Consider the following 12,683-nt stretch of genomic DNA (forward strand, 5'->3'; position numbering starts at 1 on the left):
TTGAGGGGTGACTCATCACGCACAGAGGCCGCCATCGACGGTGATCGTCTCCCCCGTGAGGAAGCCGGGGGCTTCGTCGCACAGCCACACCGCGACCGCGGCGATCTCGTTCGGCTCTGCCACTCGACCGACGGGGTTGGCCGACACGAGCTGTTCGATGATCTCGGGCGACATCGACTGCCGGAACATGGGTGTGTCGACCGTGCCGGGGCAGACCGCGTTGATCCGCACTCCGTCGCGGCCATACTCTTTCGCAGCCACCCGCGTCAGCCCGATCACGCCGTGTTTGGCGGCCGTGTAAGCCGAGACGGTGGGAGCGGCCCGCAATCCCGCTACCGATGCGCAGTTCACGATCGAGCCACCGCCGGAAGAGATGATCGCCGGAATCTCGTATCGCATGCACGACCACGTGCCCGTCAGATCCACGGCGATCACCCGGTTCCAGTTCTCCAGGCTGCCCTCCGCCGTGTTCTTGCCATGCTCGCCGTCGATGCCGGCCGCATTGAAGGCCGCGTCGAGACGTCCGTACCGTTGCACGATCAGCGAGACGGTCTCGCCTACCGCCGCATCGTCGGTGACGTCGCAAGGGAAGAAGGCGCATTCGCCGAATTCGCGAAGTTCAGCCTCGGCCTCGGGGCCTGCCTCCTTGTCCATGTCCACGAGCGCCGTCGTGTATCCCCGCCGAATGAACTCCCCTGCCGCGGCCCGGCCGATGCCGGAGCCGGCACCGGTCACCAAGGCCACACCTCGTCGCACGTTTGTTGTCATGGCTCCTCATCTGTTGGTTCTCGGGATTCCCCGTTATCGAAGCGCAAGCTCGCGATGCAAGACGCCGAGTTCCGAATTTCCGTTGGCGGCAACGGCACCCATACGGTCAATGACGAACGCGCCGTCGCGGATGACCGCTTTGAGTGCCTGTGCGGGGCGCGACAGCAGTGAAAGATCGGCGAGAGGGTCGCCATTCACGACGATGAGATCTGCCATGGCGCCCGGCTCGATCACACCGACCCGCTCCGGTTCATCGGCCAGGAACTGGCCGGCGTTGCAGGTGCCCCAACTGAGCACGTCGGCTGCGGTGAGCCCATCGATCGCTCCGTAATAGGCGAACTCGCGACCATAGTTGCCGACCTGGTGGTCGAGCGGGTCGTCGTCGAGCAGGTCGCGGAAGATGCCGCTGTAGTCGTCGCCGATCAGGATCCGAACCCCAGCCGCCTGCGCGACCGGCAGCATGGCGCGCGTGTGGTCGTATTGCTCTCGCGTCACACCGAATTCAGCTGCGTAACCCAGTTCGAGCAGGCTCCACGGGTAGATGAGGCTGGGCACCCAGAAAGTTCCCGCCTCCACCATCGCCGCGATGACTTCCTCGTCGATCTCGTCGCCATGGTCGATCAGGTCGAGTCCGAGCTCGATGCACTCCATCATCATCGCCTTGTCCGAAACGTGAGCGCGTACCTTCGCGCCCCGTTCATGAGCGGTGTTGATGATCGCCGCGATTTCGTCGCGAGACATGTTGCGCGTCGTGCGATGCAGCTGACCGTGGCCGGCACTGGCGAAGATCTTGATCGTCTCGACGCCCCGATTGATCTCTTCCCGAACCAGCGAACGCATGGCTTCGGGGCCGTCGGCGCAGACGTCGGTTCCCGGTGTCTCGTACCGCTTCCACCAACGCCCGCTGTTGTTCATATCGCCCGTGGTGCCGAGGTGGTGCCCGCACGCACGGATCCGGGGGCCGGGGATGATGTCATCGGCGATCGCCATCTTGAGCTGGGCATCGATATCGTGCGCGCAGGATGCCCCGGAGTAGCCGGTGAACCCACTCTCCAGCAGCACCCGGCAGGTACGCACACCGATCGCCATCATGACACCGGGAGGCAGCTCCTTTCCGGGCCGTTCGGTCGCGGCGATGGCGATGCTGAACTTGTAGAAGTCGGGGTGCAGATGAGATGTGATCAGCCCGGGCAGCAACGTCATTCCGCCGACATCGACAGCCCCTTCGGGCACCGGCCCCGCGTGCGGGTCGATGGCGACGATCCGATTCCCTTCAACGGTCACCGTGTGGCTGCCGGACAGCATGTTGCGACCATCGAAAACCCTGGCATTGGCGAGAACCAGCATTTGAGAGTCCTTTCGTTGAAGTTTGGGGAGCTACCCGCCCGCTCGACCGCGCCGGCTCAGACGCCAGTCGGGCGGAAACTGCTCATCGTTGTCACGGACGGCGTTCGTCAGACCGCGGTCGCGCGTCTTCTCGTCGAGCTCGAACGATGTGGGGTCGGGCTGCAACTGGTCAAGCGTCGATTCGAGCAAGCCGGTCAGGATGCTGCCCATGTATTCGCCCTGGTGCTGCTTGAAGATCTCGAAGAACGTCTTCTGAACGAAGACCGTGTCAGTGGGCCGGGTGCGCGAGCAAGCGAGCGCATACTTCGCCGTCATCGCCTCGAGCTCGTCGAAAGGCACCACCGCGTTGACGAAGTCGCAGTCATACATTTCCTTGGCGGTGAAGGGACGCCCGGTGAACACCATCTCCATGAATCTGCGCACGCCCATCGTCGTGGCCCACTGCCATTGCCGCGCCGCAAACCCGGCGTAACGCCACGCGGCGTGGCCGAACAGCGAATCCTCGGACGCGACCACGATGTCGGCGTCGGCAGCCTGGTAGAAGTGCCAGCCATAGCAGTACCCGCGGACCTCGAGAATGCTGATCTTCTTGAAATCCTGCAGGCAACGCATTCCCGCGGCCGGGTCGGTATAGAACTGAACGTGCGTTGCGCGATGGCGATAGGACCCCTGCGGCGGGTACACCACGTCGGCATCGTCGGGAACGCGCACGGTGTGGTTCATCGTGACGTCACCCTGGTCGGCCATGATGTCCAACAGCTCGGGAAGGTCTGCACCACTGCCCAGGTTCGGTCCGTTCGCCCGAATGACCAAGACCTTCACATCGTCGTCAACGCTCGCTTGATGCACGAGGTCCGCGTAGCGCTGTTGGGCATCGGTGGTCATCGCATTGAGTTCGTCGGCGCGGTCGAGGGTGATCGTTGCGATCTTGGTCTTCGGATCCTTGGCATAGAGCACGATCTCCTCGGCCTTGGGCCGAGACTTGTTCGCCGCCGAAGGTTCTCGCTTCTCACCGGTGTTCACTGCGGCCGCGATTCCCTCGGCTGCAGCCGGTTTCACATACTCGCGGGACGGTTCGATTCGCGACGCGATCAGCTCACCGAGATCGAACAGCCTGACCTTTCCCGTCGAAGTTCTCGGCACCGAATCCTGCGAGACGAACACGATGTGGCGAGGCACCTTGAACACCGAAAGAGTCTCGCGTACCGCGGCTTTGATACCGCTCTCGGTCGGATCGGCTCCGCGCGCCGGTACGACTGCGGCGGCGACGATTTCGCCGAGCTCGGAGTCCGGCAGTCCCGCGACGAACGCCTGTTCCACATCAGGAAGCTGGTTCAGAGCCGCCTCGACCTCCAGGCGGGACACGTTCGCGGAGTTCGTCTTGATCATGTCGCCGGTCCGACCGACAAAGAACAGATAGCCGTCGGCGTCGATCCGCACCAGATCCTTCGTCGGGTAGAAGCCGTCCGCGGTGAACACCTGGCGATGGTCCACCTTGTAGAACCCGCTCATCAGCGCGCCCCCGCGCAGGTACAGCTCTCCTACCTCGCCTGCCGGGACCTCGACGCCGGTTTCGGGGTCGACCACGCGGCGTTCGATGCCGTTCACGGCACGTCCGGCCGCACCCGACTTCGCTTCGGGCAGGCGCTGATTGATCGGCTCGGCACTGTGCGGCCCGAAGGTTTCGGACATGCCCAGCATGTCGGTCTGCAACTGCGGTGGAATGAACTCCCCGTCCGCGCCGCGTAGCGGGGCCCCGGTGACCCGGACGTCGTCGAGGTTGACGCCGCGCTCGGCCGCAGCCGTCCGCAACTTGACCGACAAATGCCACACCACGACATTCGTGACGTCACACCGCTCGATCGTGTCGAGCACCTCGTCGATTTCCGGAGTCGCCGGATACACCAGCGTCCCACCGGTGCTGAGCACCTGTAGGGCGGTCATGACGCCGCCCATCCAGAACGCCGGCAGCAGGCACAAGGTCCGGTGGTCGCTCGTGAGATCGAAGAATGTCGCCAGTACCGGCGGCTGGCGCGCCACCGCCCACTGGCTGTGCACGACCGCCTTCGGAGTGGCGGTGCTTCCGGAGGTGTAGACCACGAACGCCTCGTCACCCGGAACGACCTGCCGCTCGACCGCGGCGAGCACGGTGGCATCTGGTGCGTCGGCGGCGTCGGCCCGCGCCAGTAACTCCTCAACCGGCCGGGCCCATGGCAGGCCGGCCGCATCGTCGAGCCAGATGGACCGCAGATGCGGCGCGTCGAGGACCCGAAGTGCCTCCGCGCGACCAGAACTGAGTCCGGGTAACGCCCCGGTGAGTTTCTCGCCGTAGTCATTCCGCAGGAAGCGACGTGCTCCGATCAGGATTTGTGCATCACTCGTGCGGACGATGTGCGACAGCTCGTTGGGCGTCGCCAGAGTACTGATCGGGGTGACGAGCGCCCCGATACGCAAGGCCGCATAGAAGACCGTCAGCCACAGGGCACTGTCGGGCGCCAACAGGCAGATCCGGGTCCCTTTTCCGGCTCCGACCGCCAACAACGCCCGGGCCATCTGTGCGCTGCGCGCATCGAGTTCCCGGTAGGTCAGCGTTTCTTCGGGCACGATCAGGGCCTCGTGGTCTGCCCGCTCGGCGACGATCTGCGCGAGCAGCGGCGCGAACGTCGATGCCGGCTCGGCTCCTGCCATGTCAGAAGGAGACAACTGGGTCACTGCCATCCCACTTTTCGGCCGCTGCACGCATAGCGGCGAACCCTGCGTCCCGCTGCGCGCTGGGTTCGAGAAGTTCGACCATGAAGCCGAGCGTGGAAGAGGTGTCGACCCAGCTCGTGCGGACCCCCTCGAACTTGCCCTCAAACGCCAGCTGCGCGCCCGCCTCGATGTAGGCATCGCGTTCGGCCACATAGTCGTTGCAGTACAACGCCATGTGGTGCAGCCCGTATTTGCCGGAAGGAAAGAGATCTCGGAAGACCCCTGGCTCGTCGTTGTCCTGGCAGACCAGTTCGATCTGCACGTCACCGGCGTAGGCGATGGCGGCCTGAACCTTCGGGAAGTCTGCCGGCGCTCCCCGGTGTCTCCCATCGGTGAAATCGACCCCATCGAACCAGAAGAACGGTCCGACACCGGCGTTGTGCACCCAGGAATCGATGGCGCCCTTGAGGTCGGGAACCACCCAGCACATCTGCATGAAGTTTCGGTTCGGGAACGGCACCATGATTCTGTTCTCCTTGGTTCTGGTTCAGCCGATCAGCGGGAAGCGCTCGTCATCGAGTGGCTGCCACTGCGCCATGCGAGTGGAATCGAAATTCGGGGTGACAGAACCGTTCCAACACACGTCGGCCGGCTGAGTGACAAGGAGGTAAGCCCAACGGGGACGGTCCATCATATTCGCGCCCGCGCCGTGGATCGTCAGGTGAGTGTGCACCGAGATATCACCGAGTTCGTAGTTCAGCTGGTGACTCATCTCCAGGTCGCGAAGCTCCGGGAAAGCATCGAGCGCATCGCCGCCACCGTAGGTGGTGTAGTCGCCCAGCACCCCGGCTCGGTGCGATGTGTTCACGAACGACATGGTTCCGGCTTCGGGTCCGTACGCCTCCAACGGAAACCAGAACGTCATCCCACCGGACCGGTCCACTGAGAAGGTGATGAAATCTTGGTGGAAGGCGGTCGGGCCGTTGCCACCGTGGCGAGCAGCCTTGGTGCTGGGTAGTTTTGGCGCAAAGAAGTCGGTGTAGTACCGCGTACCCACGACCGAGCCGTCGGCCGCACGGCGCCGTTGCAGCATGCTCGCGTTCTTACCCACTTCGTCGATCAGCGGTCGCATCACCGGATCCGTCAGCCCGGCGCTCTGCTCGACGTTGAAGTAGGCCAAACCGCCTTGCTCGGCACCGTCGGCCTCAGTCGCGGCGCCGGGCTGCACCGGATTACTGTCCGCGTCGTCGCCCATCTTGTCGCGCGCGATCGCAAGCACCTTGCGCACAACGTCAGGGTCCACGAAGGCTTTCAGCTGCACCCAGCCGAATTCATGCAGATGGTCGACTTCCTCGGTGGTCACCGTCCGACATGGTGACTTCAAAGCCGTTGGTTCTCCCACGATCTCAGTGCTCCTCGTCGTTGATCAACAGATTGGCTAGATGAAGCGGCCGGGGCCGGTACGGAATGCATAGAGCCCCACGACGGCATCCTCGGGAACCGCGTACGGCGTTGCCACCTCGTCGACCGTCGGGCCGATCTTTGCAGCCACCTCGGCGAGTTTTGCGCGATCGAATCCGTACACGTCGATTGCGTTTCCCCCGATGTACTTTCGGACATGCTGCGGGTCAATGTCGTTGAACGTGAACCGGATAGCCTCCCTGGTGTCCGGCCAGGTTCCTTCGGCGTGCGGATAGTCGTCGCCCCACATGACTTTGTCGGTGAGGTTCTCATCGACTCCCAGCTTCGCCTCCCAGTTGGACATGAAGCTCGCACCGACGTAGCAGTTGCGTTTGAAGTACTCCGACGGCGGCATCGACAGTGCCGCACGTACCCACTCCCCGGTTCGCGAATGGTAAAGCCCGTCCATATCATTCATGACGGTCGGCGCCCAGTCCATCCACTGCTCGGTGAGCACCAGCTTGAGCTTGGGATGGCGCTCGAACACGCCGCCGAGGATCATCACCCATACGCCGCGACGAGTCCGGAACAGCGTCTCCATCATGTACATCGCCTGCGCGCCGTCGCCCTGGTACGGGTAATGCTCGCCTCCGCCACCGTGGGTGTTGAGAGTCATCCCCGTTTCCTCACAAGCCGACCAAAGCGGCTCCCACACAGGGTCGTTCAACATCGGGAAGTCGTTGCGCGGGGCAGGCAGGTTGATGCCTTTCAACCCTGCCTCCGCCGCCCAGTAAACCTCCCGGACACAGGCGGCCGGATCCGAGATCGGAATGTGCGCGATGCCGGCGCTACGCTCCGGGGCTGTTGACACGAAATCGGACAACCACCGGTTGTAAATGCGGACCCCGAGATCCTCCAGGCGGTCGTATTTCGAGTCGCCCCAGCTGATCAGACCCGTGGTCGAGAATGGAATCGACTCCCCGTTGAGGCCGCCGTGATAGATCACCGAAGCCGCAACGCCCTGTTCGTCCATATCCGACAGTCGAGCGGCCGGGTCCTGGAGTCCAGGGACAAAGCTGTGCTCGTAGCTTCGATTGAGGAAGCCCAGATCCATCTGTTCCGGGTTACGGATACCGGCGGTCTTCGCGAATTCCTCTGCCTGCGATTGGTCTAGCGACCAGTTCTCGTCAGAGTCCTTGTCGCCGGCTTTGGACGACCGCAGCGAGAACATGCCATGTTTCTCCATCTCGGCGGTGAACTCGTCGAAGGCGTCGAGGTATTTCGGCTCGCAGTACTGCCGCAACTGGTTCTTGAGCGACGGCCCGACATGGCTGTCGGTCGAGACCACGATGTAGGGCTCCCCCGCATTGGTACCGGAACCAGCCTTTGGCTGCATCATGCTTATCCCTCGCAAGTTTCGAGATCGTCCGATGGGGCGATGTGATGCTAAGCACAACGGCACTCAAACTGCAACAGTGTTATACCTTTGAACCGTCGTGGCAAATATCGCTCACCGTGGCATAACTGGGTACAGTGACCCCATGGCCTCACGCGCCCTTCAGCGAACGCGCACGCACGTACTCGATTCGGCACGGGACTTCGTCGAGCAACACGGAGTCGAACAGCTGTCCATGCGTCGCCTCGCCGACGAGGCGGGGGTCAGTGTTCGCACCCTCTACAACCACTTCGGCGACAAAGAAGGCCTACTGACCGCGCTCGTCCAGCGCTCACTGGACTCCATGGACGTTGCGGTACACCAACTCTCGGCAACCGACCCGATCGAACGGATTTGGGAAGCCATCACCATCTCCATCGACAAAGTGGTCGCCGACATCCCCAAAGCCGTCGTCCGCGCCGTCCTCATGGACGACCGGCTCCTCGACCAAGTCAATCTCCGCTGGAGCGGCTGGGAACTCATCCTCACCGAGATCAAAGCCGCCACGCGACGCGGAGCGCTGCGCGACGACATCGACCCCGACATCCTCGCCGACCACGCCGCCATGGTTCTGTTCCACCTCCAACGTCAATGGACTGCCGGTGACATCACCGCGGAGGGGCTACGCGCCGGCGCACTACACGCGTTCGACATCTGCTTGCTCACCATCGCCCGACCGCGCGCACGCAGCCGCATCCTCAACCACGCCCAATCAATGCTCACTGTCAACCGGGCGGCCGCAGAAGCCTGATCCGCGTAGCCCGTCGGCTACTGTCGTGTCGTGCTCTGGACTCCCCGCAGCGCCGCGCAAACCCGCATCCTCGATGCGGCGCTTGAGCTGATCGCCGAGCACGGGGTCGGTGGAACCTCGCTGCAGATGATCGCCGACGCGATCGGGGTCACCAAAGCCGCCGTCTACCACCAGTTCAAGACCAAGGAAGCGATCGTCATCGCGTTGACCGAGCGCGAACTCGGCCAGCTCGAGGAAGCACTCGAGGCCGCCGAGGCGGAGGGATCGCCAACCCGGGCGCGCGAGGTTCTGCTCACCCGCGTGATCGAGATCGCTGTGGAACGTCGCCGCGCGGCCAGCACACTGCAATTCGACCCGGTCGTGGTGCGACTGCTGGCCGAGCACGAACCATTCCAGCAGTTCATCGACCGGCTCTACGCGGCGATGCTCGGTGATCAGCAGGGCAGTACTGCTCGCGTCCACGCGGCGATGCTGTCCGGCGTCATCGGCGTCGCGGTCATGCACCCGTTGGTGGCCGACATCGACGACGACACCCTGCGTGCCGAACTGCTGCAGACAATGCGACGAATCCTGGGCCTCCCCGATTCACCCGGCTGAGCCGACGAACAACTGCTCGGCGGCGGTGTAAGCGTCGCTGGTGCCGTCGGCGACCGACGCGGCCAACCGGTCCAGCTCGGCGTGATTACGCAGCAACGTCTGCGCCAGCGAGAGGATCTGGCTGCGGGCTCGCGCCGTGCGGTGCTCAGCAGTGTCGGCGCGGTGGTGGGCGTCAACGGCCTCGACCAGTTCTGCCAGGCCATCCCCTTGTGCCGCAACAAGTTTGAGCACGGGAACGCTGGTCTCTGCTCGCAGGTCGCGGACAGTTTGATCGGCGCCGTCGCGGTCGGCCTTGTTGACCACCACCAGATCGGCGACCTCGAGCAGACCCGCCTTCGCGGCCTGCACGGCGTCCCCTGCCCCGGGATTGAGGATCACCACGGTCGGGTCGGCGATTGCGGCGATCTCGATCTCCGACTGCCCCACACCGACGGTCTCCAACACGATCAGGTCGTAGGACAGCGCCGCGAGCAACCGGATCGCGGCAGGCACCGCCGCGGCCAGCCCACCCAGATGTCCGCGGGTGGCCACCGAGCGGATCAGTACGTCGGGATCGTTGATATGGGCGGCCATCCGGATACGGTCGCCGAGCAGTGCGCCGCCGCTGTACGGCGAGGAGGGGTCGACCGCCAGCACCGCTACCCGCAGGCCGCGTTCACGGTAGGCGCCCACCATCGCCCCGACCGTCGTCGACTTCCCGGCCCCGGGCGGACCGGTCACTCCGATGACACGGGGCGCTGCCGGCGGGAGCACCGCCAGAACCTCGGCGCGACGGTCACTTTCGACGAGGCTCAGCAACCGCCCGGCCGCGCGCATCGAGCCGTCACGTGCCGCCGTGATGAGCTCTTCGATGTTGTTTGAGCTGGTCACGTCGATGAGCCTAAGGTGCCGACACCGCGATGAGCTCCGGGTAGCGGAGCGCGCCCTTGTTGGCCGTGCCGATAGGTGCGCGCAGCGCAGACACCGATGACGGCTTTCGGCATTGACTTCTCCCTGGTTCACCCGGTATGAGAATGTTATTCTCTCAGTTAGAGAGTCTCAGTTGCAAGAAGGGGAACCATATGCAAATCGCCGGTAGCTCCGCGCTCGTCGTAGGCGGCGCGGGTGGCCTGGGTGAGGCGACCGTCCGCCGCTTGCACGACGCCGGCGCCAAGGTGATTGTCGCCGATGTCGCCGACGAGAAGGGCGCCGAACTCGAGAAGGAGCTCGGCATCCGCTACGTGCGCACCGACGCCACTTCCGAGGAATCGGTGCTCGCCGCGATCGCCGAAGCGGAATCGTTGGGTCCGCTCCGGATTTCGGTCGACACTCACGGTGGTCCGGCCAGTGGTGGCCGGCTGGTCGGCAAGGACGGGTCACCGCTGAGCCTCGACGGCTTCAAGAAGACCGTCGAGTTCTACCTCACCGCAGTGTTCAACGTGATGCGGCTGTCGGCCGCCGCGATTGCCAAGACCGATCCGCTGGAGGAGGGTGGCCGCGGGGTCATCATCAACACGGCGTCGATCGCCGGGTACGAAGGGCAGATCGGCCAGTTGCCGTACTCGGCGGCCAAGGGCGGTGTGCTGGGCATGACTCTCGTTGCGGCCCGCGATCTTTCGCCGCTGGGCATCCGGGTCGTCACCATCGCACCCGGCACCATCAACACCCCGGCATACGGCAAAGCCGCCGACCAGTTGGAGCAGTACTGGGGCCCCCAGGTGCCGTTCCCGAAGCGCATGGGCCGTTCTGTCGAATACGCCCAACTGGCGCAGAGCATCGTCGAGAACGACTACCTCAACGGCGAGGTCATCCGCCTCGACGGGGCGCTGCGGTTCCCGCCCAAGTGACCACCTCACACCGCGAGCGTGCGTGTCTGCGGGTCGGCGCGCGGGTATTTGCCAACAGCGCACGCACGCTCGGCACCTGATGAGTGTGCGTGAAGTGCCGACGCTTGCTGGGAAGGTCGCGTTCGTCGCCGGTGCCAGTCGTGGCATCGGCGCGACGGTCGCTGCCGCGTTGGCCGCCGAGGGGGCGGCGGTCGCGGTTGCGGCCCGCTCCGAACAACCGGGCAAGCTGCCCGGCACGATCGGCTCGGTGGCGGCGGCCATCAATGACGCCGGCGGTCGCGCATTACCGGTCGCGTGCGACGTCACCGACGAGAACTCAGTGAACAACGCTGTCGCCACGGTTGTTTCGAAGTTCGGCGGCATCGACATCCTGGTGGCCAACGCCGGGGTGCTGTGGCTCGGACCGATCGAGACCACGCCGCTCAAACGCTGGCAGCTGTGTCTCGACGTCAACCTCACCGGGGTGTTTCTGGTGACCAAAGCCGTCATCCCCCACGTGCGGGCCCGCGGCGGCGGATCGCTCATTGCGATCACCACGACCGGTGTCGACATGGTCGAGCACGGCGCCAACGCTTACTGGGTGTCCAAGGCTGCCGCCGAACGGCTCTATCTCGGGTTGGCGGCCGATCTGCGCGAGGACAACATCGCGGTCAACTGCTTGAGCCCGTCACGCGTGGTGCTCACCGAAGGCTGGCAGGCCGGCGGCGGTGGCCTGCAGATCCCACCCGAGATGGTGGAACCGCCCGAGGCAATGGCCCGCGCGGCGGTGATACTGGCCCGCCAGGACGCCAGTCGCATCACCGGCACCGTGCAGCGTTCCGAGGCGCTCACCGTCTGACTAGCACCGCGAGCGTGCGGGTCTGTTGGTCGACACGCCGTTCCGGGTCGGCAGTTTACGCACATTCGTGATGTGCTGAACGTCTGTGAGCAGTAAAACATCTGCACCGCACTGACATTGAAGCCAGGGACAAAATCCGCCGCGATTCTGTCCCTGGCTGCAATCTCGGTGTCACCGCACTGCGCGCCACGGCGAGCGTGCGTGGAATGCTGCCTCGACACGGAGTGGCGGGCAGCAGACACGCACGCTCGCCGAAACGACTCAGCTCTTGGCGATCAGGCCGTCCACGATCTTGTTGAAATCAGCGGTGCCGAACGATACGTACTCCGCGAGGTTGGCGTAGTCCAGCGATGCCATCACCTGCTGCTCGAGCTGGATGTTCATCAACCGCTTGGTGGCCTCGACCGCCTGCTTCGGCAGCTCCATGAGCTTCTTCGCACACGCCATGGCCTCGGCCAACGGATCGGCGACCACATGGTTGGCCAGCCCGAGTTCCACTGCCCGCGCGGCCTTTATCCGAACCCCGGTGAGCGCGAACTCCTTGGCCTGCAACAGGCTGATCTGCGAACCCCAGACCAGCGGACCACCATCGGCGGCCACCAGGCCGATCTGCACGTGCGGGTCCGCGAAGTGCGCCGTCTCGGCCATGTAGACGATGTCGGACAGCGCAGCCAGGCTGCAGCCGAGCCCGACCGCAGGACCATTGACCGCGGCGACCACCGGGATGCGGCAGCGCACCATCCCGATGACGAGGTCGCGCCCGTGCTTGATCGTCTTCTGCCGCAAAGCCTCGTCGCGTCGCAGTTCATCGAGGTAGTTGAAGTCGCCGCCGGCCGAGAACGCCCGGCCCGCACCGGTGATGACCGCGGCACGCGCGTCGGCATCCTCGTTGAGTTCTTCCCAGATCTTCGCGAGCCCGACGTGCAAGTTGTCGTTCACTGCGTTCAACGCATCGGGCCGGTTGAGCGTGATGATGCGCAGGCCGCCATCGGCCTGCACATCGATTTCGTCTGGCATTCCGTACATCTG

Annotated in this window: 12 protein-coding genes and 1 pseudogene; 4 read left to right on the plus strand and 9 right to left on the minus strand. The window is 64.5% G+C overall.

All coding sequences use genetic code 11. The features are described 5' to 3' along the window. Nucleotides 1-15: 15 nt before the first annotated feature. The 7 genes and pseudogenes from ABQF30_RS26805 to ABQF30_RS26835 all read right to left on the minus strand — a co-directional run bounded on the left by ABQF30_RS26805 (nucleotide 16) and on the right by ABQF30_RS26835 (nucleotide 7,606). Nucleotides 16-768, minus strand: coding sequence for an SDR family oxidoreductase (locus tag ABQF30_RS26805; protein WP_448469552.1), 753 nt, complete (start codon nucleotides 766-768; stop codon nucleotides 16-18). A gap of 33 nt (nucleotides 769-801) precedes the next feature. Continuing rightward, complete coding sequence (locus ABQF30_RS26810; protein WP_448469554.1) at nucleotides 802-2,115, minus strand: amidohydrolase family protein; 1,314 nt, start codon at nucleotides 2,113-2,115, stop codon at nucleotides 802-804. A gap of 30 nt (nucleotides 2,116-2,145) precedes the next feature. Further along, complete coding sequence (locus ABQF30_RS26815; RefSeq protein ID WP_448469698.1) at nucleotides 2,146-3,138, minus strand: enoyl-CoA hydratase/isomerase family protein; 993 nt, start codon at nucleotides 3,136-3,138, stop codon at nucleotides 2,146-2,148. Nucleotides 3,139-3,246: 108 nt separating this feature from the next. After that, nucleotides 3,247-4,833 (minus strand): annotated as a pseudogene (locus ABQF30_RS26820) (class I adenylate-forming enzyme family protein); the annotation flags it as partial. After that, nucleotides 4,805-5,329, minus strand: a complete 525-nt coding sequence (locus ABQF30_RS26825; RefSeq protein WP_448469556.1) for a VOC family protein — start codon at nucleotides 5,327-5,329, stop codon at nucleotides 4,805-4,807. The pseudogene ABQF30_RS26820 and the gene ABQF30_RS26825, both read right to left, overlap by 29 nt. A 24-nt stretch (nucleotides 5,330-5,353) precedes the next feature. Then, nucleotides 5,354-6,169 carry a phytanoyl-CoA dioxygenase family protein gene (locus ABQF30_RS26830; protein ID WP_448469558.1) on the minus strand — a complete coding sequence of 272 codons (816 nt, stop codon included), beginning with the start codon at nucleotides 6,167-6,169 and terminating at the stop codon, nucleotides 5,354-5,356. A gap of 75 nt (nucleotides 6,170-6,244) precedes the next feature. After that, nucleotides 6,245-7,606, minus strand: a complete 1,362-nt coding sequence (locus tag ABQF30_RS26835) for an amidohydrolase family protein (protein WP_448469560.1) — start codon at nucleotides 7,604-7,606, stop codon at nucleotides 6,245-6,247. Between the two features lie 142 nt (nucleotides 7,607-7,748). On the opposite strand from ABQF30_RS26835, the gene ABQF30_RS26840 reads away from it, so the two are divergent. Then, nucleotides 7,749-8,393 carry a TetR/AcrR family transcriptional regulator gene (locus tag ABQF30_RS26840; protein WP_448469563.1) on the plus strand — a complete coding sequence of 215 codons (645 nt, stop codon included), beginning with the start codon at nucleotides 7,749-7,751 and terminating at the stop codon, nucleotides 8,391-8,393. A gap of 30 nt (nucleotides 8,394-8,423) precedes the next feature. Beyond that, a complete protein-coding gene (locus ABQF30_RS26845) occupies nucleotides 8,424-8,990 on the plus strand; it encodes a TetR/AcrR family transcriptional regulator (RefSeq protein ID WP_448469565.1) in 567 nt (188 codons plus the stop codon). Here the strand turns inward: ABQF30_RS26845 and meaB are convergent. Beyond that, on the minus strand, nucleotides 8,979-9,806 hold the full coding sequence (gene meaB / locus ABQF30_RS26850) for a methylmalonyl Co-A mutase-associated GTPase MeaB (protein WP_448469700.1): 828 nt from the start codon (nucleotides 9,804-9,806) through the stop codon (nucleotides 8,979-8,981). The genes ABQF30_RS26845 and meaB overlap by 12 nt on opposite strands. A 245-nt stretch (nucleotides 9,807-10,051) precedes the next feature. Here meaB and ABQF30_RS26855 point away from each other — a divergent pair, with 245 nt between their 5' ends. Next, nucleotides 10,052-10,816: an SDR family NAD(P)-dependent oxidoreductase gene (locus tag ABQF30_RS26855; RefSeq protein ID WP_448469567.1), complete on the plus strand. Its 765-nt coding sequence runs from the start codon at nucleotides 10,052-10,054 to the stop codon at nucleotides 10,814-10,816. Nucleotides 10,817-10,895: 79 nt separating this feature from the next. After that, complete coding sequence (locus tag ABQF30_RS26860) at nucleotides 10,896-11,654, plus strand: SDR family NAD(P)-dependent oxidoreductase (RefSeq protein WP_448469569.1); 759 nt, start codon at nucleotides 10,896-10,898, stop codon at nucleotides 11,652-11,654. Nucleotides 11,655-11,915: 261 nt separating this feature from the next. Here the strand turns inward: ABQF30_RS26860 and ABQF30_RS26865 are convergent, their stop codons facing one another. Beyond that, nucleotides 11,916-12,680 carry an enoyl-CoA hydratase/isomerase family protein gene (locus tag ABQF30_RS26865; RefSeq protein WP_448469571.1) on the minus strand — a complete coding sequence of 255 codons (765 nt, stop codon included), beginning with the start codon at nucleotides 12,678-12,680 and terminating at the stop codon, nucleotides 11,916-11,918. Between the last annotated feature and the right edge of the window lie 3 nt (nucleotides 12,681-12,683).

Source organism: Mycolicibacterium sp. XJ870 (assembly GCF_053483975.1).